This is a genomic window from Sorangium sp. So ce296 (assembly GCF_051529605.1).
Lineage (GTDB): Bacteria > Myxococcota_A > Polyangia > Polyangiales > Polyangiaceae > Sorangium > Sorangium cellulosum_D.
Genome location: NZ_CP150325.1, coordinates 3,017,100 through 3,037,886 on the forward strand (window position 1 = coordinate 3,017,100; position 20,787 = coordinate 3,037,886).

The following is a 20,787-nucleotide window of genomic DNA, read 5'->3' on the forward strand; positions in this document are numbered from 1 at the left end:
GCCGGCATGGATCCCCTCGCCCCTTCGCTCATCGCGTTCCGCCACGCCCCCGTCGCGCTCTCCGGCGTCTGCTACGGCCGCCTCGACGTGGCCGCGGAGCTCGCGCCCGGGGACGCCGCGGCCGCGATCGAGCGCGGGCTCCGCGACCTCGATCTCCGCCCCGGCGTGGTCTGGTCGTCGCCGCTCTCCCGCTGCGCGCTCCCCGCGGCCGAGCTCGCGGCGCGCCTCGGGGTGCCGCACGCGATCGACGCGCGCCTCGTCGAGATCGCCTACGGCGCCTGGGAGGGGCGCGCCTGGTCGGAGATCGAGCGCGGCGATCCGGAGGCGTACGCCGCGTGGCTCGACGGCTGGGAGCGCGTCGGGCCGCCCGGGGGCGAGTCGGCGATCGAGGTCGAGGCCCGGGTGCGGTCGTTCTGGCGGGCGCTCTCTCCGGCGTGCGGGCCAGCGTCCGGGGCGTCCCCGCACCTCCTGGTCGCGCACGCGGGCGTGCTGCGGGCGCTGCGCGTCGTCGCCTGCGGCGTCACCTGGCCCGAAGCGATGAGCGCGCCCGCGCCTCACCTCGCGCCCGAGCGCTTCCCGCTCCCCGCGCCTGCCCTTTCGCTGGCGGACCCCTGAGGGGCGCGTACCCTCGTCGGGCATGACCCCGCACGAAGAGCTCGCGCTCCTGCTGCGCCCGGCGGCCGGAGGCCTCTACCTCGTCTCGACCGGGCGTGCACAGCAGCTCGAGGTCCAGCGACGGCTCTACGGCGCCTCGACCCAGGACGAGGTCCTCGCCCGGTTCCGCGCGTCGTTCGACCGCATCGCCGGCGCGCGCGCCGTCCTGCTCGGCGTCCCCTCCGACGTCGGCGCCGGGTTCCTCCGCGGCTCCAACATGGGCCCGCAGGCGATCCGGACCGCGCTCCTCGACGCTCACCCGGATTTCCCCGAGCGGGCGCGCGACATCGGCCTCGTCGACATCGGCGACGTGTTCGTCGTGCCGCAGCTCCTGCACGACGACATGCTCTCGGAGGCCCAGAAGGCCGCGTCGCGCCGCGCCCTCTACCCGGGCGTGCCCGAGCCCGTGGCCGCGCGCCTGCCGGTCTCGCCGCTCTCCATCGCCGAGCGCGCGCTCGATCTCGTCTTCTCGATCAACCCCGACGTCGCGCCCATCGTGCTCGGCGGCGATCACTCCACGGCCTTGCCGGTCGCGCGCGCGATCGCGACCGCGCGCGCGCGAGGCGCGCGGCGGCGGCCGTGGGGCATCGTGCAGCCCGACGCGCACACCGATCTCCTCGAGGAGCGGCTCGGGGTCGCGTACTGCTTCGCCACCTGGTCGTACCACGCGAACGAGCTGGTCGGGCGGGGCGGCCGGCTGACCCAGGTGGGGGTCCGCGCCTCGCAGAAGCCGCGCGAGCACTGGGAGAGCCGCTACGGTGTGCGGCAGTTCTGGGCGGCCGAGTGCCGCGCGGATCCCGAGGCGGCGCTCGACGCCATCGTCGCGCACGTGAAGAGCACCGGCGTCGAGGGCGTGTATTTCTCGAACGACATCGACGGCACGGACGCCGCGTATGCCGACGCCACCGGAACCCCGGAGCCGGACGGCCTCTCGCCGGATTTCGTGGTCGCGCTGATCCGCCGTCTCGGGCGCGAGGTCGGCCTGATCGGCGGCGACGTCATGGAGGTGGCGCCGGCGCTCCAGCCGACGCCGGAGAGCGCGGCCCGCACGCTCGCGCTCGCGGTGCGCTACCTGCGCGAGACGATCGAGGCCGTCGTCGGCCGCGCGCTCGCCTGATCTGGCGCGCTCACCTGATATAGCGCGCTCGCCTGGCGCCGCTCAGGGCTCGGACCCCTTTGCCGCGGGCAGGGCGGCGTCCCGGGCCCAGTCGCTCCACGACCCCTCGTAGAGGATCGCGTCCGCGCGGCCGAGCGTCGCCAGCGCGAGCAGGTCGTGGCAGGCGGTCACGCCCGAGCCGCAGTAGCAAACGACGGTGCTCGCCTCGAGCGCGCCGAGATCGCGGTAGCGCCGCTCGAGCTCGGCGCGCTCGCGGAACGGCCCGGCCGGCGCGCGGAGGTTCTCCGCGAACGGGGCCGAGCGCGCCCCGGGGATGTGGCCCGGGCGCGCGTCGACGGGCTCGGTCTGCCCTTCGTAGCGCTCGCGGGCGCGCGCATCGAGGATCACCGCCGACGGCTCGCGGCGCAGCCGGTCGACGGCCGCCTTGTCGGCGACCGGGGCGCCGCCGCCGGCGAGCTGCATCGGCGGCGCCGGCGCGATCGCGGGCGCGTCGGTCGAGAGCGGGTGCCCCGCCGAGGTCCACGCCTGGAGGCCGCCGTCGAGCACGCGCCCGCCCGGGAGGCCGAAGTAGCGCAGCAGCCACCAGAGCCTGGCCGCGATGGCGCCGCCCGCGTCGTCGTAGCCGACGACGAGCGAATCCGGCGCGACGCCGATGCGGGCGAGCACGCGCGCGAACGCCGCTGCGTCGGGCAGCGGGTGGCGCCCGGGGCCGGCCTGCGCCGGACCGGAGAGGTCGGCGTCGACGTCGAGGTGGACGGCGCCCGGAATGTGCCCGCGGGCATACTCGTCGGCGCCGCGCCGGCCGCTGAGGTACCAGCGGCAGTCGACGACGCGGACGCGGGGATCGCCGGCGTGCGCTGCGAGCCAGGGGACATCGACGAGGGGGCCGGGAGGCACGGGGAGGGGGTCGCGCATGCGCGGCAGGGTAGCGCTGCGCGGTCGCCGGCGGGGCTCGCGATCGAGGGCCCCGGGGCGCATCGCCAGGTCGCGCTCGCCCGCGAGCCGGCCACCTCCCGGCGCCGGCGATGCGCGGAGCCGCCGGCGTTACTGGCTCGCTTCCGCGAACATGTTCGTATTGCCGGTCTGGTATGAGAATTCGAAGGTTACCTGCTTGATCTTCCAGCCGCCTTCTTCCCGGATCAGCCCATAGCGGTAGTGCCCCGCGACCATCCAGTCCTCGCCGCCCGGCGCGCGCGCGAACCGGTGGTAAGCGCGCACGTGGCACTCGGCGGAGGCCTCTTTCCCGCTCACCTCGACGTCGATGGGGCCGAGGAAGTGCTGCGAGGCATCGATGGCGCCGTGGAACTTCTTCCAGGACGCCAGCAGGTCGTCGGCCGTCTGCGTGAGCGCCTCGCCGCCGAGGAGCGATGAGAAATCGTTCACTACGACATCCGCATAGAAGCCGCGGAGCTCGACCCAGCGCCGCCGGTCGAGGTTGTGCGCGACGCGGGTGATGACGCTCCGGATCGCTCGCTCATCCTTCAGATCTTCGGACATGGACGGGTCCTTTCTTTGGCAGGCCACGCTCCCCTCGTGCAGCTCGTATGGACCGCCCGGCCAGCTCGGGTCGGCGGTCGTGGGGACGTGGCGGCGCGCTCATGGGAATACATCCGTCGTACCTCTGGCGGCGCGCCGGGATCAAGGTCGTTCTGTGACGGGGGAAAGAGCCCCCGCGAGCTGGCAGCGAGTCATCGACAGAGGGCGGGCTTCCGCTCCGCGGTGAAGGTCTCGAGGTTGCCCACCTCATCGTACCGGTTATGAACGTGGTGTGACCGCCGCCCGCGCTCGCCCCGACCCCGACGCTCTGCGCGCCCGTGTCCTCCAGCCGCACCGCCTCCACGCCCGCCGCGTCCGAGAAGAAACCCAGCACCTCTCCGAGCGCGTTATTCAGCTCGCCAGCATCGAAGCTGCCTTTGCTGAATCCATCCCGCTGCCACGGCACCGGCGCCGTGAACCGGTAGCCGAGGTTCAGCGCCACCGTCATCTGCTCGCGCTCGGGGTTCTGCGCCACCAGATCGACCAGCTCATCGCCGTTGATGTCGCGCAGCTCCACGTGCGCCGCCGACAATCTGTAGCTCGTCCCGGCGCTGAAGCTCGTGCGCAGGTATCCTTGCGAGCGCCCCCGGCTGTCGGTCTTGTTGAGCGTCTGCTCCTCCTCGTCGCCCACGCTGAACGTGAGCATGTGCCCCGCGAGCAACAACACGCCCGAATTCGCGCTCACGCTCTCGTTGTCCATGCAGCTGAGGAACGTGTTCTCGCTCTCCCGCGCGATCGAGACCGTCAGCTGACGCTCTTCGCCCCCTTTCACCAGGTCGCCGGTGATGCTCGCGAGCCCGTCCGACGACGCGACCCACGGCACCCAAGGCCGCCCTCCGAGGCGATGGTCATGCACATCTTTGAATCGATGAATGGACCGTTCACCAGGCCACCTTCCCGAGCAGATCATCGCTGACCTCGTAGGTGATCTACAGGATCACGAGAGCAGATTGAACGCCGTGCTCACCGCCCGCTCCGGGTCGATCTGCGGCGCCGCGCTCACCCGGCACTGCCGTCTTGTCGTACCGACATGACCAGCATTGGCTCGTCGCATTGCAGCGTCAGATGAAGCATAAATGCGGCCACCATCCGACTCGACTCGCAGACCAGAGCATCCGTTTCATGATTCACGTCACCGTAGACCAGTGCACAGCTCTCGACATCACGATCGAGAACGATACCGCTTAGCAATCGCGGCAGCGGCGTACCAAGGACGCTCTGGAGCGAACGAGGCCAATCTCTCTCGGAGATACCTTCGAGACACTCGACGCGAGACAAGTCCGCGCGAATTCGCTCCAGCAGCGGCTCCGGAATCAGATCAAACACTGAGTCTCCGAGCATGTCGCCCAGGGGAGACGGCTTAACCCGAACGCAGATAGCACTGTAATCCGTCAGGGGGAATCGCCCCCATACACGCGCAAAATCCATCATACCATCAGGCGACGTCCAACCGGGAAACGTGAGAAACTCACAGTAAAGCCTCTCGGAAACAGCCGCCGCGGCCATGGCCCACGCTTTCGAGCGCAGGAACGCGCGCTTCTCGCTGTAAGAGTCGCTTCGAATCCTATACTTCAGCACGCAACTGAGCTGACCAACCTCTTGATTCATGGCGTTCTCCGAGCTACGGATTCAGGGGACCCTCGGGGCCTCTCTTCGGTGAGCCGCCCGTCGGGTTGGGCAAGTATGGATGCGCCGTGGGTGGAGGCATATGGTCCGGACGCGGGGTTCCGTTCGGGAAAGTCGGCTGGGTGAAGCTCATGTCTCTAGTTGGATGCGTGCCCCCGTTGCCGAACTCCTTGGCGCCGTAGAGTCTGCCGTTCGCGTCCCATCGCAGGACCGTGTGAGGCCGCCCTCCCGCAGCCGGATCCGGACCACTCACGTGCGGGGGTCGCTGGCTCTCCTTCACCAGGGTTCCGTCCGCGTATCGCGCCGCATAGCCATCGGGTTTTGCTGCCTTCGGCGCCTTGGGTGCGCTGGCCTTGACACCGAGCTTTGGCCCGCCTCCTTTGCCCCCCGGCGCCATCATCGATGCGACAGGCTCGACCTTCTCGATGGCCCCGCGGAGCGACCCGCTCGGATCAACGGTGTCAGCTGCGTCCTTGATCGTCGCTATCGCTTGCTGCTGCATGTACGCCTGAGCGAACCCGGCAGGGTTGCTCATTGCGCCGTACGCTGTGAGGGAGGTCTGGGCCATCTCGTAACCGAGTTCGATGCCCGACTTGCTGTTGTGGATGGGCTCATTGTGCCCGGGCGCGTTGGCGTACTGTGGCGTAAAGAGCACGCCGACGGCGACAGCGGCGACAGCAATCCAGGCGAACCGGCCATCCTTGTCGATGCACACGACAGGGTTGTTGCCCGTGTAGGTGTACGACCAGAGATTCGATGGACTGTAAACGCCGCCGTTCGGCGCCCCCCGCATGTACTGGTCGAGGATAGGATCCGGGCTGAGCCACACCCCGAGCCGCGGCTCATAGCTCCGCGCCCCGTAATGGTACAGCCCCGTCGAGAGGTCGAGCTCCTTGCCGTTGAACAGGTACGGCTGCCGGTTCTGGAACCGCGAGTCCGTCTGGTCGGTCCACAGCTCGCCGCTCGGCAGGTACTCGACGTGCTGGCTCAGCTGCTGGTCCTGGTCGGTGACGTACTGCGTGCTGCCGAGGTGGTCGGGGTGGTAGTACAAGACCGGCGGCTCCTGGAACCAATCGGCGTCGATCTTGCTCGCGATCCGCGTCTCACCCGCGAAGATGTGCTTCGTCGCCGTCACCCCGTTGCGCACCACGAGGTGCTGGTCGACGTACGCCGTCTCCTCCTCGCCGGCCACCCGGTGCAGGTGCACCCGCCGCTCCCCGGCGCCGTCGTACAGCGCCCGCGACAGCTCCTGCCCGTTCTCGCGTACCGAGACCAGCCGGTTGTCCTCGTCCCAGCTCAAGGCCCGCTGCGGGCTGCCGCGGTACTTCCACTCCTTGTGGTTGCCGTTCGCGTCGTGGAACAGCTCCCGCAGCCGCGGCTGCGACTCCGCCGGCACGAACTCGTCCACCTGATTCGCCGCGTGCGGCCTCGGCCCCGTGTAGCGGTACTCGTTCCGGTACGTCCTCTCCCGGATGGGCTGTTCGAACCGCCATTGCCCCGGGCCATTCGGCACGTAGCGCGCGACCTCCTGCCCCTTCTTCTTCACGTTTCCGAGGACGTCGTACGCGATGTCGAGCGTGTACCGCTGCTGCTCGTGCCCCCTCTCCTGGTAGGTCCCCGACGCCGCGGTCAGCTGGTTCAGGTCGTCGTACGCGAACCGCTGCTGCGTCGTCGCGACCATCACCGCCCCGCCCAGCGACTCGTCGAACGGCACCGCGTTGTCGAGCGCGAGCACGTTGCCCACGAGATCGTAGTCGTAGCGCAGCCGCTGGAACGCCCTCGGCGGCCGCCCCATCTGCTGCATCTGCGGCGTCCGGTGATCCGCGTCCACCTCCGACAGCCGCCGCGTCGATTCGTTGTAACGGTACTTCGTCTCGACCCCGTTGCCCGCCACGACCCGCACCCGCTGCCCGAACTCGTCGTACCCGATGTGCCTCAGGTACTCGGTCGTCATCGGCTCATCCGGGTGCTGCGGATTGACCTTCTGGTTCTCCCCGATGGCCGACACCAGGAGGCCGCCGCGGTCGTACCCGTAGCGCACGATCTCCTCGCCGGAGCCGGGGAAGTGGATCTCCTGCATCCGCCCCAGAGAATCGAACACGTAGCTCAGCGTCGCCTGGTACGGCCCCCGGTGCGGCTCCCGCAGCCGCGGGAACTCCGCCACGAGCTCGGCCACGTTCCCGAAGCGATCGTAGCGATAGCTCCGCGTCCCCGCCGCGCTCGTCTCCTGCGTCAGCCGCCCCGCGCGGTTGCCCTTCGCGTCGCCGGCCTCATCGGCGGCGCCGTACGTGTACACCACGTCCTGCGTCACCGGATAGTCGATCTTCGACAGCCGGTTGTAGGTGTACTCGTACCGGATCAGCTGACCGCGCAACCCGAGCTCCGCCGTCTGCTTCGCCCGCAGGTTGCCGGCCAGGTCATACCGCCACTCCGTGCGCCCGGCGTCGGGGCTCACGAGCTCCACCATGCGCCCGACCGAATCGTACGTCGCCGTGGTCGCGTTGTTGCGCGCGTCCGTCACCCGCAAAAGCTCGCCCAGCGGGTTGTGCTCGTACCGCGTCACGATCTGCTGCTGAACGCCGTCGATCGTGTTCCACTCCTCGACCGCCGCGATCCGCCCGCCCACGTCCCGGTAGCTGCTCCGCGACTTGCCGTTCGCGTCGATCACCGTCTCCTGGAACAGCAGCCGCCCGTCGAACTGCACCACGTCGTATTCGATCAGCGTCCGCGCGTGGCCGTCCGTCGCCTCGGCCTTCGGGTCGGGCGCCTCGACCCGCCGCGTCCGCGACAGCACGTCGTAGTGAAAGTGCGAAGGCCTCAGGAGCCCCACGGCGACGAACGTCGTGTCCGGCTCCGTGCTGAACACCGGCTGCCCCTGCTCTTTCACCCGGCCCAGCGCGTCGAACGCCACCGCGCCGCTCACCGTCATCCCGACCTCGGTACCCGTGCCCGTGTCGCGCTCCAGGTCCTTCTTGGTCTGGATCACCCGCCCGAGCCCGTCGGCGAACGTCACCGTCACAATCGGATCGCCCGGGTGCTCCGCATCCTTGTGGCTCGTCCTTGCCCATGCAGGCGGCGCCGTCGACTGATTGGGCTGGAGCGCATACTCGAAGCCGACCGCTGGCTCGCCTTCTCCGTCGAGGTACTCCTCGCTCCAGATCTTGCTCGGCGTGCATCCGACCGGAAGCGTCTGTGGCTCGGTAAGGTCGTTCGGGCCCCAGACCCCGATCAGCCGGCCGAAGTCATCGTACCGATGCGCGATCGTGTGCCCGTTGACATCGGTCTCCTGCGCGACGGTACCGAACGCGTAGTTGGGCACGCTGATCGAGCGGTAGCCGAAGCTGTCGGTCACGCACGTGCGGTAGCTCTGCGTCAGCGCATCGTAGCCATAGGTCAGCTTGTAGCTGGCCGGATCGGTGAACGTCGCCAGGTTGCCGAGCTCATCGTAGGCAAAGCTCCACGTCGCCTGGTCGCCCGCGTACGGCGAGCCGTCCGGTCGCTTGCCCCCGCGGATCACGTTCGTGAGCGTCGCGAGCGCACCCGTCCCCGGCCCGTACGTCGCCGTGCGCTCGCGCAGCACGCGCCCCTCCGCGTCCGTCGTCTGCACCAGCCTCGCCTTCACGAAGTAGGGCGCGTCGTCCTGCTCGTACTTGATGTGGTGGTGCACGTCGTCGGCCGAGGTCCCCTCCTCGCCGTAGGAGAACACGTCCGTGAGGTTGCCGTCCTCGTCATAGGACCGCGTCTCCCGCGTGCTCTTGTGGGTCGCCGCCGGGTCGTCCGTGATCCCCTCGTAGAACGCGCTCCTCCGCGCCGTCTCCCTCGGGAAGAACCACCCGTTCGCCGCGATCTGCGCAAGATCGGGCGCCTGGTGCTCGATCTCCTCCACCGTGTAGAGCATCCCGTCGCCGTCGCGCAGCGTCGAGCGCGCCGCGAGCCCGCGCCGGTAGATGTCCTCGTTCCGGTAATCGACCTCCTCGACCGACATCGCGGAGACCCCATCCTCATCCTGGCCCAGCGTCGTCGTCGTGACACGCCGGTACCCGAGGTCCAGCCGCTCATCGCGGTGGTACACCCCGTCCCCGTACGTGCCGATCTGCGTCCAGTACGTGTGCACCCCGTGCGCGCCGCTCACGCCCTCCACGCCGTCGCGCGCGACCACGTCGCTCAGCACCCACTGGCTCGACGGCATGTCGACCACCGCCGTCCTGTCGTCGATCGCCGTGCTCGCGTCATCCGCGGGCAGCCCGCTGTCGTCCACCGGCGCATTCCCCGCGACCTCCCTCGGCACCACCAGGTTGCCCTCGCGCCGGTAGTCGAGCTCCACGCTCCCGCCCAGCGGCCGGTGCACGCGCCACAGCAGGTTCGCCTTGCCGATGGCATTTTTCCGGGCCCGCACAGCGCTGTCGCCGTCCCGCTTCAGCACGTGGTCGGCCAGCCCGTCGCCGTCGATGTCCTCGAACCCGAGCTGCGACCCCCCGCTGCCCTCGGAGTAGTACACCGACCCGCCGATGCAGACGAAGTAACAGACCTGGAGCGACACGCTGCCGTCGAGGCTCTCCGAGCGCCGGAAGCCCACCGCATCGCCGCCGCCCATGAACGTGTACTCCTGCGGGTCGATGTTCACGCCCCAGGCGCCGGCCGGCCATTGCTCCTCCGCGGCGAACCGGTCGCCGAGGTTCAGCTGCACCCGGAACGACGTCTCCCCCGGATCCTTCATCACCTTGTCCGGCAGCCCGTCGCCGTTCATGTCGACGAAGTCCACGATCGTGCGCGCCGTCGTGCGCGTGTAGCCGATCCCGGCGCCCACGCTGGCGCTCACCCCGCCGCTGGAGCCGCCCGCGCTCGCCCCGAACCCGACGCTCTGCGCGCCCGTGTCCTCCAGCCGCACCGCCTCCACGCCCGCGGCGTCCGAGAAGAAGCCCAGCACCTCGCCGAGCGCGCCGTTCAGCTCGCCCGCGTCGAAGCTGCCTTTGGTGAACCCGTCCCGCTGCCACGGCACCGGCGCCGTGAACCGGTAGCCGAGGTTCAGCGCCACCGTCATCTCCTCGCTCTCGGGGTTCTGCGTCACCTGGTCGACAAGCCCGTCGCCGTTGATGTCGAGCAGCTCCACGTGCGCGGCCGACAATCCGTAGCTCGTCCCGGCGCTGAAGCTCGTGCGCAGGTATCCTTGCGAGCGCCCCCGGCTGTCGGTCTTGTTGAGCGTCTGCTCCTCCTCGTCTCCCGCGCTGAACGTGAGCGACGCAAGGTCGCCGCTCAGCCGCACCGTCCGGTGCTCCACCCGCCGCAGCGCCTCCGGCAGCGAGAACGACGCGCTCGCGCCGAACCCCCGGCCCGTATTGAGCACCGCGCCCTCGCGCGTCACGCGGTCCGGGTAGCGGTCGCCGTTCAGATCGATCAGCTCCAGGTCCGTCGTCGTGCTGCCGAAGCTGTAGCCGCCGCCCACCGGGCCTGCGCCCGCCGTGAGCTCCGCGTTCCACGTCTCCGCGTAGCGCACGCTGCCCCGGTGGCGCTGCCCCGAGAGCCGCCCCACCACCGACGGCAAGACCCGATCGCCGCCCACGAACGCCTCCGACGCCGCCGCGCCCCAGATCCGCGTGCCGTCCTCCAGCGAGAGCGGCACCGCGAGCGTGAAGCCGCGCTCGGGGTCGCGCGTCGGAAACAGGATGTCCGCCTCGGAGAACGCGCGGTCTCCGTTCATGAAGCCGACGGACCAGCCGTGGAACCCACCCGCCGTCGGGTCCTGCGGAGCGCCGTCGACGAGCGCCTCGGACGCCGGATCCGGCACGAGGACGGTGAACCACACCGGCGCCCCATCGATGCTCGCGCCGATGATCGCTCCGTTGCTGTCGGCCGGGTTCGTCTGGAAGAGCGTGACGTAGATCGGCTCGCCGGCCTGGACCTGGAGATCGACCGACATGGTCACCGCGCTTCCGGCGCTGCTCGCAGGCACGTACAGCTGCTTGTGGAGCAGCCGGTGCACGCCTTGCACCAGCAGCGTCAGCGACGTATTCCCCGGCACGACCACCGTCCCTTCGAGCCGCACCGTGCCCGTCTCGGTCGCGATCCACGGCGAGCGGCGCGCCCCCGGCCTCCACCGCTGCACGGGCATCGCGACATACGGCTGCTGCTGGATCAGCGCCACCGGAAGCGGCGCATCCTCGGCCGTGTCGCTGTCCAGCTTGCAGCCGGCGCGGCCGTTCGGCTGGATTACGCACTGCACCGGCCCGCAGCGCCGCTCGCCCGTCTGCCGATCGGCCCGGCAGTAGGTCCGGTAGTCGACCATCGGCGTCCACGAGACGCGCGCCGGGTCGTCCGGCACGTCCGATTTCACCCGGAACCAGAGCCGATCGCCCTCCTTCACCCGCACCAGGCCGTTCTCGTCGCCGTGAATGCGTCCCGCGAGCGCCAGCACCCCTGCGTCCGCGCTCACCACCTCCTCATCCATCACGCTGTGGAACGTGCCCTCGCTCTCCCGCGCGATCGACACCCGCAGCTGATCGCTCGTCGACCCTTTCACAAGATCGCCGGTGATGCTCACGAGGCCGTCCGACGACGCGACCCACGGCACCTCGGGCCGCCCCCCGAGGCGATGGTCCTGCGCGTACTCGAATCGATGGATGGGCCGGCCGTCCGGTCCCACCTGCCCGAGCAGCTCCTCGCTGACCTCGTAGGTGATCGTCGGGCTCCACGACAGAAGGTCGGACGCCGTGTTCACCACCCGCTCCGGGTCGATCTCGGGCGCCGCGCTCACCCGGAAGTAGAGACGATCGCCCGCGAGCACGTGGACCGAGAGCGGCGCGCCCCCGCAATCGCCCGCGCCGATCGCGCACGGCCCGAGCTCGTCCGGACCGAACGCATGGCCGAACAGCGGCGGCAGCTCCCCGTTGCGCACCAGCTCCACGCGCAGCCCATCGCCGCCCGCCTCCTGCTTTTGCAGCACGCCCCCGATGCGCACGTCCCCCTCGAACGGCGCGATCCACCGCAGCATCGGGTCGGCCGGAAAGAAGTCGGCGCGCGACGCCAGCGCGAAGTCCGGGCGGCCCGACGGCGCGCTGCCGGCGACGGCCCCCCAGTCCTTCGCGCCCAGGAACCCGCCGCGCCGATCGTTGAGCGCGACCTGGAGCTGGCCGAGGCCCCCGACCGACACGAGATCGGGGAACCCGTCGCCGTTGAGATCCGAGACGACCCGCTCGTCTTCCGCCCGGCTGCGCGTGTACGCCGCCGACGCGCTGAGCGCATCGCCCACGTTGATGCCCGCGTGAACGCTCCACCCCGAGGTGTCCGTCAGCCCGAGATCCCCCGGGGAGAGCCCGCCGAGGTGGAACGGATCGAAGTGATTGTGGTCGGGAAGGCGCAGCAGGTTGCGCAGCGCGTCCCCGCCGTCGCCGGCGAAGTCGGGCAATCCGTCGCCGTTCAGGTCGAGCAGGCTGGCGCGCGTCGTCTGGTCGCCGCTGTACCCGCCGCCGCCCACGCTGACGATCCCGAGCAGCCCCACCGACACGCTGCCGCCGAAGGTCGAGTCCTCCGTGCGCGACAGGCCTTTCTGAGACCACGCCTGTCCCCACGTCTCGGCCTCGGCCGCGAACGCCCCGGGCTGCCCGGACGCGGTGCGCGGCGCGGTGAAGTACTCGAACGTGTGACGATAGAGCTCCTCGCTCGTGAGCGTCCCCTCGCCGTCGCGGCTCCCCTTGCCGAGGACGGCGATCGCCTGGAGCAAGCTCTTGCCAAAATCCCCTTCGGCGTACTCGAGCGCGTAGCTGCGGATGATCGTCTCGCCGAACCGCACGTCCACGCGCCGGAGCCGCTCGCTGGTCTGCTCCAGGAAGCCCGGCCTGCCGTTCAGCGTCACGTCCTTCCGGCCGCCCTCCGAGATGAAGTCGACGGCATACGCCGCCTCGACGCCCTGCGACGTGTTGGCCGTGTACTCGATGCGCTCGGGATGCACCTCGATGAGCGGCGCCGGGCCCGAGGGCTCCACCCGATGCGCGTAATGGAAGAACATCTGGTTGCCGAACGGGTCGCGGACCTCCTCCAGGTACCAGCGGAACACGTTGCCCGGCCGGTCCGGGTCCGGGTCGGCGAGCCGCGCGTCTTCGCTGCGGCCGTACACATACGTCATCCCGTCCTTGTCCGTGACCTCCCAGTGATAGCTGTCCGGTCCGGTCCCGTGGCGCAGGATCCGCGCAAAGCGCCCCTCCACCCGCTGCCGGTAGACCTGCGGCTCGACCGACACGTCGCCAGTCCGCACGAGCTCGCTCCCGTCGAGCGCATAGCGCTCCTCGCCCGTCGCGTACGTCGGCACGCCGAAGCGCGTGTCGATCTCCACCCGCGACAGCCGCAGATCCCAGCCCACGCCGAGCCACCCGTTGCGGTGCTCGCTGTCGTAGCGAATGGCGAGCGACGGCTGGATTCCGTTGCGCCCCGGCGGGACCACGATCGGATGGCTCAGCTGCGCCGCGCCGCTCGAGCTCGACTCCGGCGGCGCGATCAGCGCCACGCCGGCGAGCGGGCTGCCGAGCGCGAGCCCCTTGATGCTGCTCGGATCGAACGAGCGCGCCCCCGGCGCATCGGGCATCGCCAGGGTCGCGTTGATGAAATCGGTGAAATGATCGGTCAGGCTCGCCAGCTTCCCCTTCGCGGCCTCGCCGGCTCGCTCGACGCGCTGCCAGGTGCCGAGCGCCTCGTCGAAATAGAAGCCCGTCACGTGCTGCGCCGTCATCCCCGGAGGAATGGCGTGCTCGTCAACCGGCAGCGTCAGCCGCACCGGCTTCTTGAACCTGAGCCCGTGCGGCCCGAAGCGATACGCCCTCCCCCCGGGCGTGACGTTGACCATCGCACGCCCCATCGGCCGCACCTCGCCCTGGGAAAGCGGCCGGATCGTGATCCGCACCGGCTCGTCCACCGCGCCCTGCGGGATCTCCAGGACAGCCCCCTCGAACGCCACCACCCGGGCCTGGTCGGGGAGCACCATTTCTCCATGAGGCGCCCCCACGTCCTCGACCAGCGGCGCGTCGAGACGAGGCCCCAAGAGCAGCCCCCCTGCGCCGTCGCTCGGCAGCCGCAATGGAATCGCCGAGAGCGCCACCCCGCCGCCCGGAGGCGACAGCGAAAGAAGCCGCGGCTCCGGCGGCCCGGCCAGCGCGAGCCCCTCGTGCCCCCGCCCGAGCAAGAGCACCACAGCACAAAATACCACGAGACGATACGACCAGCCCGTGTGTCGCATTCGAGATCCCCCGACGCAAGTTCCGTTGGTTGGCGCACAGGAATTCACGGCAGAACGCGCCGTGTCAATCCGTTTTTCGCGAAAGCAATGAATGGGCGCCGCTGTCGTCTCCGATCCCGAGCCACATCTTTCTGCGGGCCGCGCACGAACATCATCGCAGCAGCATTCGAACGGGCGAAATGCAATTGACAAAGACGCTTCCGCTGCAGAAGAGCCGACGCCGTCGAGAACGGTGACCGGCGCGCCCCGCGACCGCGGCTCGGCGCGCCGGTCGGTCCAGCCGTCACGCGATCGGCGGCTGCTCAGTCTCGCCCGGCGGCTGCGCCGGGGCCACGGCCGGGGCCGGCGCAGCGGGCTCGTCCTCGCCTGTCTCCGGGTTCACATCGGCGATCGCGCGCCGCGAGCGCAGGTACTGCCCGATCGCCTCGTTTTGCTGGAGGATCGGCGCCAGTAGCGCGAGCCGGGCCGCGGTCCCCTCGCGGGTGCGCTCGTGGTGCTTGCCCAGGATGATGGCGACCGCCTCCAGCAGGAGGCCCTGACCTTCGGCGCGCGCGGCGCGCACCCGGCCCCAGTCGATGAGCGACGGCGGCGGCGCCTCGAGCGCGTCGCGGTACTGGACCGCGAGATCCGCGAGGCGGGTGACCAGGCGGCCGAGGCCGAACTCCCTCACCGCCGGGGCGAGCTCGCCCTTGAGCAGGGCGACGATATCATCGACGGCCGCGAGCTCATCGACGTACGGAAGCGAGGTGATCGCCTGTACGCTCACAGGGAAGATCGGTCTCAAGAACGCCGCGACCTCCTTGTGGATGGGGTCGTCGGGCGCGGCGCCCTGCGTCTGCGCGACGACGTGATCGCGGATGGCGCCGAGCGTGCGGTCGACGAGCACATCGATGCGCTGGGCCGCGGGGTTCGCCCCCGTGGCCGCGGGCTCTCCGGCCCAGCGGCGCTCCAGCGCGCGCGTGGCGAGATCGTGCTCGAGCGCGGCGTCGCAGTGCTTCACGAGCTCCGTGAAGCGCTGTTCCTTGGCCAGGGCGCGGACCTGCCGGAGGGCGAAGAGCCGACGGCCGGTGGTGAAGACATACAGGTTGAAGATCGATTCGAGCGTAGCATCCATGGAATCCTCCCTTCGGGGGAAGTGCGGAACATACACGGATGAAATGAGGTTCGGCGAGCGCAAGCACGGTGTCGACGCCGTCGCCCCATTGCGGCAGCGTCGCTCACATCCGCGCTGGCGGTCCATGATGTGTCAATGAGACTCGCCCCTGTTTCCAGTCCTCCCGGAGTATGATGCCGTGGCTCCAACGAACTGTTATCGTGGCCCCTGGCCAGAAGCATTCCAGGGCTCCGCCCGTACATGCCTGGTCTGGTCCCCGAGGGGTCGACTCCCCGGACCTGGCCCTGCGCTCGCTCGCCCAGGGGTCGACCCCCGTTGGACCTGGCCTCATGCCCGGTCGGGCGGGGGTTCAACCCCCCTTGGATCTGGCCTCATGCCCGGTCGGGCGGGGGTTCAACCCCCCTCGGATCCGCCATCGCGCCTGGTCGCGGGGGGTTCGCCCCCCGTTTCGTCTGGCATCGCGCCTGGTCGCGGGGGGTTCGATCCCCCTCGCACCTGGCCCTGCACCCGATCGCCCGGGGGGGTTCGCCCCCGTCTCGCCTGGCATCGCGCCCGAGCGCCGGGGGGTTCGACCCCCCTCGAACCAGGCCCTACACCCGGTCGCCTGGGGGTCGGCCCCCATCCAGGCTGGCCTTGCGCCCGAGCGCCGGGGGTTCGATCTCCTGCCGGCGCCGCAGCGGGTGTGGACCCGCCGCTGTGGTCACGCGGTCGAGGCAGCGCCGACGACGGAGCGCCAGCCCCGCGCGACATACCTCGATCGCGCGGTAGCCCCTTCGAGGCCACCGCCCGCGCGCCCGCCGCTTCCGTGCGATGCCGCCCGTCCGGCTCGCCCGCCCCGCCGCGCTCGCCTACAGTCCACCGGCGAGCGCGACAAGCCCCGAGCCCCACGGAGGCGACCCCTTGAGCCCCATCCTCTCCCTCTGCGACGGCTACCGACTCGATCTCTCCGACTACGCGCGCACCGGCCTGCGCGTCGGCATCTGGGCCTCGTCCGGGCGCGGCAAGAGCTTCGGCGTCGGGGTCTTCTGCGAGGAGCTGCTCGCGGCCGGCATCCCGGTCGTCGCGATCGATCCCGAGGGGGAGCTCCACACGCTGCGCGAGCGGTTCCGCGCGCTCGTCCTCGGCGGCGCCCACGCGGACCTGCCGCTCTCGTCGCGCGAGCGCGCGGCGGAGCTCGCGCTCGCGCGGGTGCTCGACGAAGGGCTCGGCCTCGTCGTCGACCTGTCCGATCAGCCGACGAGCCGCGCCCAGCAGGAGGCCGCGCTCCCGTTCCTCGAGCGGCTCTGGGCGCTCCTGTCCGAGCGCCGCGCGCCGGCGGCCGTCGTGGTCGAGGAGGTGCACCTCTTCGCCCCGCAATCGGGCGCGTCGCTCACCTCGGAGATCCTGCACCGCCTCGCCAAGCAGGGCCGCAAGCGCGGCGTCCTCCTCGTCGTCGCGAGCCAGCGCACGCAGGCCGTCTCGAAGGAGCTCATGAGCCAGCTCAACTTCCCGGCGATCGGCGGCTTCGAGATCGAGCGCGACTACGACGCGGTGAAGGCGCTCGTCGACGGCCACCCGTTCGAGGAGTTCCGCGCGCTCCCGTCCGGCGAGTTCTACCTGCCCGCCGCCGGGCGCTTCGAGCGCTGGCGCGCCCGCCACACCGCCCACGGCGGCGACGCGCCGAGCTGGACCGGCGAGGCCGGCGGCGCGCCGCGCATCGCCGACGCCGCGCTGAGCACGCTCATCGACGAGCTGCGCGAGGCGCTCGCGGGCGAGAGCGCGCGCCCGCCGGCGCCGGATCCGAGCGTCGCGCTGCGGGCCGAGATCCGCCGCCTCCAGCAGCAGCTCGAGCAGGCCGACCAGGCGCGCAGGGCGGCCGAGGCCGAGGCCGAGCGCCTGCGCACGGCGCTGCAGGTCGCCGGCGTCGTCAAGGTGGTGATCCAGAACGAGATCGTGGCGCGCGCCGGCCAGAGCGACGGCGCGCGCCCGCAGGCGGCGCCCGCTCCCGGCGCGCCGCCAGCCCCGGCTCCCGGCGCGCTGGCCGCGTACGCCCCCGGCACGCCGCCGACGGCAGCTCCCGGCGCGCTGGCCGCGCACGCCCCCGGCGCGCCGCGGAGCCACCTCCCAGCGTCGCCCGCGGCCCCGCTCGCGCCGGCGCCGGGCGGCGCGGCCGTGAAGGTCGCCGCGAGGCCCTCCTCGCCGTCGCTCCGGGATCTCGCGATGCCGCCCGCGGCGTTGCTGAAGGCGCGCGGCGTCCAGCGGATGGTGAGCGCCGCGAGGAGCCACGCGCGGCGGCGCTCGCCCCGCTCGGCGGCGCACGTCGCCCTGGCCGCGAAGCTGCTCGCCGGCGGCGCGGCGCTGACCGCGGAGGAGCTCGCCGCGCGCGGCGGCTCGCGCAGCCAGGTCGAGATCCGGCGCGCCGCGCGCGCGCTCGCCGCGCTCGCCCACGCGGGCTTCGCCTCGGTCCAGGGCGGCCGTCACGCGCTGAACGAGGCGGCCGTGCTGCGCGCGCTCCAGATCGGCTGATGGCGAACGGCGGCGACTCAGCCCTCGGGGCCCCCCGCCGCGCCCGCAGTGCGCGAGGCGCCCCTGCCGGAATCACGGGATCGTGATGTCGACATAGTATCCCGCGCTCCCGCTCGGGACCGTCACGGCGCCGGAGCCGGCGGCGAACGTCCCGCTCGGCGTGAGGTTGGCCGGGTTCTGTCCTAGGGGGAGCGCCTGATACCAGGTCAGCCGGGTGATCTCTCCGCCGCCCGTGGCGATCCGCAGCTGCACGTTACCGCTCTTGTAACGGAATCCGCCGCTCACCGGGTCGCTCGAGAACGACGTCCAGGAGGAGCTCACCGGCAGCTGAAACTGCTGCGAGCCGCTCTGCGCCGGCGGCGTGCCGCTGCCGTCCGTGTGGCTGAAGGTCACGCTCTTCTGGCCGAGGTACTGCAGGTTCGCCGTGCTCACATAAAAGTATTCCGTGCCCGCCTGGTAGGAGCCCACGCCGCTCCCTCCGATCGCGAGGGCTCGAAAGAATGGCTGGCCGTTCGAGAAGGTCGCTGTGTACAGCCGCCAAGGAGTCAACATGCCAGGGTCCAGCTGAGCTTCGCTGACCGAGTCGAGCTCCTCGTTCTCTGGTTGCTCCATCCCCTCGGCGACGACGCAACCCGACGCCGTCAGCATAACGAAGACCGCCGTCCCCAACCGCATCAACATTCTCTGCGCCTGCATATGAACCGCACCTTCCTATGTATCTTCATGCTCCGGATCCACGGCTCGGCCATGGCATTGCCGCTTTCCTGCATCTCCATCGCCCTGCGGCTCACGCCCGCGGGGCGCCAAGGTCTCCGACGGCGCGGCTCGACGAGGCTCCGCCATCCCGCCGCGAATCCAACAATGGTCTCCTTCGTGCGAGCCTCGCCATTCGCGCAAAAGCAAACCGTCATGCGAGCGTGGCATGACGTGCCGCGCGGCCGATGATACTGCGGTTTTCGCGTGGTGTTCGCTCCAAAAATGTCGAAATCGTGCAATTTCTAAAAACCTGCGGGAGGGGTCGAAAAGCTCCTGCGTGGGCTGCGCACCAGGCGATTGACCGTGCGTGATGCACCGCCCGGTGAAGTCGAAGGGGGCCGACGGATCGCGCCGGTTCGCCACCGCCACTTCGTTTCTGAGCGACGCGGCGCTAGCTAGCAGCTGGAAGCGAACAGCAGGCGGATCGTCGCGATCGCCCCCAGCACGAACAGCCCCGCGAAGAAGATCGTCCGCTTGCGCCGCAGCTGCTCGGCGGTGAGCCCGCCGCTCTCGGGCGCCTCGTCCAGCGCGGTCTCCCCGCTGCCGCGCGCCGCAGACACCCCGGCCAGGCTGCTCGCCCCCGCCGGCGCGCTCGCCGCGCTCGCCTTGCCCGCCGCGCTCGCCTTGCCCGCCGCGCTCGCCTTGCCCGCCGCGCTCGCCGTGCTCGCCTTGTCCGCCGCGCTCGCCTTGCCCGACGCGCTCGCCCCCGCCGCCGCGCTCGCCTTGCCCGACGCGCTCGCCCCCGCCGCCGCGCTCGCCTTGCCCGACGCGCTCGCCCCGCCGGTCTTCTGCGCCGCCGCCGCGCCGCCCGAAGCCTCCGCCGCGGCACGGCTCCGCTGGAGCTCGCCCTCCGGCGTCGTCGACGCCGCGAGCGCGCGCGGGCGCGGCGGCGTGTCCTCCGGGCCGTCGAAATCGAGGTACTGCACCGAGAGCGAGCCCACGGCAGCGCCGACCGGGCGCGGGGCGCCGCTCCTGCGGAGCGACGGCGCGCTCCGCCGCGCGTCGGGCGCCGACGGGCGGCCCGACGGTCGATCCCCGGACGCGGCGCCCGGCACGCCCGACTGCGCCCTCCCCAGGAGATCCGGCGAGCTCTGCCCCGGCCCGCTCGCCGGCGGGAGCGACGGCGACGCGCAGCCCGCGCCGCTCAGCGAGCCCGCCCTCGCGATGTACGCCTCGACGTGCTCCTTCAGCTCGCTCCTGGCCTCGTCCTCGGCGCCGTGCCCCATCCCGCAGAGGACCTGCTCGAGCGCCTCGGCCAGCTTGCCCGCGCTGGCGATGCGCTTGTCGATACGGAACTCGGTCGCCGCGTCGAGCGCGTCCGCGAGCGGCGCGCACAGGTCGGGCAAGAGCTCGCGCGCGCGCGGGATCGGCGTCGACGCCACGCGCATGATCAGCTGCGCCTGCGTGTCGGCCTTGCGCACCCGGCTGCCGAGCAGCGCCTCGAGCAGCGTGAGCCCCAGCGAGAACACGTCCGCGCGCCCGTCGAACGGCTCGCCGCGCGCGAGCTCCGGGGGCATGTACGGGAGCTTGCCCTTGAACACGGCGCCGTCGGCCTGCTCGCCCGCGAGGCCCGGGATCCGCGCGACCCCGAAGTCGGTCAGGCAGACGCGGCCGTCCCGCGCGATCAGGATGTTGGACGGCGAGACGTCGCGATGGACGACCGCGTAGCGCCGCCCGTCGGCCTCGCGCAGGCTGTGCACCGCCTCGAGCGCCCGCGCCATCTCCCGGCCGAGGTACGCCACCGCGCGCGGCGAGAGCGCGCCCACCTTCCTGAGCACGCGATCGACGGCGGGCCCGTCGATGTAGTCGAGCGCGAGGTACACGGAGCCCTCGCAGTCGCCGAGCTCGATCAGCCGCACCACGTTCGGGTGATCGAGCCGCGCGATCACCTCCGCCTCGGCGAAGAACGACTCCCTCGCCGCGTCGCCGAGCTCGGGCCGCGGGGCCAGCCGCTTCAGCGCGACGCGGCGCCGGGAGCTCGGCGGCTGCTCCTGCTCGGCGAGCCACACCTCGCCCATGGCGCCCTTGCCCAGCATCCGGACGAGCCGGTACTTGCCGGCGAACAGCTCCGGCGGAGGATCGGACTCGGCGTGCTTGCGACGCGGGCGTGAGGCGGGCATCTCGGTGTGCGGCGCGGGACCTCGGCGTTCGTCGAGGCTAGCCCTCCTGCGCTGGGTCGACGGGGTGCAGGGAGCGCATGCCCGATCCTATCGCCGCCCGCGCGCCTCAGGGAATCGCCGCGTCGATGCCCGGCGC

General features: G+C 71.3%; 11 protein-coding genes. 3 read left to right on the forward strand and 8 right to left on the reverse strand.

Going from position 1 to position 20,787, the window contains the following annotated elements; genetic code table 11:
* The first annotated feature begins 6 nt into the window (after positions 1–6).
* Together WME98_RS11445 and WME98_RS11450 are read left to right on the forward strand one after the other, a co-directional pair.
* On the forward strand, positions 7–615 hold the full coding sequence (locus WME98_RS11445; protein ID WP_437951370.1) for a histidine phosphatase family protein: 609 nt from the start codon (positions 7–9) through the stop codon (positions 613–615).
* Positions 616–637: 22 nt separating this feature from the next.
* The gene (locus WME98_RS11450; RefSeq protein WP_437951371.1) at positions 638–1,771 is read left to right on the forward strand and encodes an arginase family protein; all 1,134 of its coding nucleotides are present in this window, start codon (positions 638–640) and stop codon (positions 1,769–1,771) included.
* 42 nt (positions 1,772–1,813) lie between these two features.
* On the opposite strand, the gene WME98_RS11455 is transcribed toward WME98_RS11450, so the two are convergent.
* The 6 genes from WME98_RS11455 to WME98_RS11480 all read right to left on the reverse strand — a co-directional run bounded on the left by WME98_RS11455 (position 1,814) and on the right by WME98_RS11480 (position 15,270).
* A complete protein-coding gene (locus WME98_RS11455) occupies positions 1,814–2,686 on the reverse strand; it encodes a sulfurtransferase (RefSeq protein ID WP_437951372.1) in 873 nt (290 codons plus the stop codon).
* A 129-nt stretch (positions 2,687–2,815) separates the two neighbouring features.
* The gene (locus WME98_RS11460) at positions 2,816–3,268 is read right to left on the reverse strand and encodes a nuclear transport factor 2 family protein (RefSeq protein WP_437951373.1); all 453 of its coding nucleotides are present in this window, start codon (positions 3,266–3,268) and stop codon (positions 2,816–2,818) included.
* Positions 3,246–4,130: a hypothetical protein gene (locus tag WME98_RS11465; RefSeq protein ID WP_437951374.1), complete on the reverse strand. Its 885-nt coding sequence runs from the start codon at positions 4,128–4,130 to the stop codon at positions 3,246–3,248. Before WME98_RS11465 ends, WME98_RS11460 begins: the two co-directional genes overlap by 23 nt.
* Positions 4,131–4,306: 176 nt before the next feature.
* Positions 4,307–4,915, reverse strand: coding sequence for a hypothetical protein (locus WME98_RS11470; RefSeq protein WP_437951375.1), 609 nt, complete (start codon positions 4,913–4,915; stop codon positions 4,307–4,309).
* A 13-nt stretch (positions 4,916–4,928) separates the two neighbouring features.
* Entirely contained in the window at positions 4,929–14,111 is a 9,183-nt protein-coding gene (locus tag WME98_RS11475) for a SpvB/TcaC N-terminal domain-containing protein (protein ID WP_437951376.1), read from the reverse strand.
* A gap of 328 nt (positions 14,112–14,439) precedes the next feature.
* A complete protein-coding gene (locus tag WME98_RS11480; protein WP_437951377.1) occupies positions 14,440–15,270 on the reverse strand; it encodes a hypothetical protein in 831 nt (276 codons plus the stop codon).
* A gap of 900 nt (positions 15,271–16,170) precedes the next feature.
* Here WME98_RS11480 and WME98_RS11485 point away from each other — a divergent pair.
* On the forward strand, positions 16,171–17,775 hold the full coding sequence (locus tag WME98_RS11485; RefSeq protein WP_437951378.1) for a helicase HerA domain-containing protein: 1,605 nt from the start codon (positions 16,171–16,173) through the stop codon (positions 17,773–17,775).
* A gap of 72 nt (positions 17,776–17,847) precedes the next feature.
* Here the strand turns inward: WME98_RS11485 and WME98_RS11490 are convergent, their stop codons facing one another.
* Together WME98_RS11490 and WME98_RS11495 are read right to left on the reverse strand one after the other, a co-directional pair.
* Positions 17,848–18,456 carry a hypothetical protein gene (locus WME98_RS11490; protein ID WP_437951379.1) on the reverse strand — a complete coding sequence of 203 codons (609 nt, stop codon included), beginning with the start codon at positions 18,454–18,456 and terminating at the stop codon, positions 17,848–17,850.
* A 470-nt stretch (positions 18,457–18,926) separates the two neighbouring features.
* Complete coding sequence (locus tag WME98_RS11495) at positions 18,927–20,651, reverse strand: protein kinase domain-containing protein (RefSeq protein WP_437951380.1); 1,725 nt, start codon at positions 20,649–20,651, stop codon at positions 18,927–18,929.
* Between the last annotated feature and the right edge of the window lie 136 nt (positions 20,652–20,787).

Bases quoted from the DNA above. Each gene is read 5' to 3' on its own strand.
- WME98_RS11445 (WP_437951370.1), top strand. From the start codon at position 7: ATGGATCCCCTCGCCCCTTCGCTCATCGCGTTCCGCCACGCCCCCGTC.
- WME98_RS11450 (WP_437951371.1), top strand. From the start codon at position 638: ATGACCCCGCACGAAGAGCTCGCGCTCCTGCTGCGCCCGGCGGCCGGA.
- WME98_RS11455 (WP_437951372.1), bottom strand. From the start codon at position 2,686: ATGCGCGACCCCCTCCCCGTGCCTCCCGGCCCCCTCGTCGATGTCCCC.
- WME98_RS11460 (WP_437951373.1), bottom strand. From the start codon at position 3,268: ATGTCCGAAGATCTGAAGGATGAGCGAGCGATCCGGAGCGTCATCACC.
- WME98_RS11470 (WP_437951375.1), bottom strand. From the start codon at position 4,915: ATGAATCAAGAGGTTGGTCAGCTCAGTTGCGTGCTGAAGTATAGGATT.
- WME98_RS11480 (WP_437951377.1), bottom strand. From the start codon at position 15,270: ATGGATGCTACGCTCGAATCGATCTTCAACCTGTATGTCTTCACCACC.
- WME98_RS11490 (WP_437951379.1), bottom strand. From the start codon at position 18,456: ATGTTGATGCGGTTGGGGACGGCGGTCTTCGTTATGCTGACGGCGTCG.
- WME98_RS11495 (WP_437951380.1), bottom strand. From the start codon at position 20,651: ATGCCCGCCTCACGCCCGCGTCGCAAGCACGCCGAGTCCGATCCTCCG.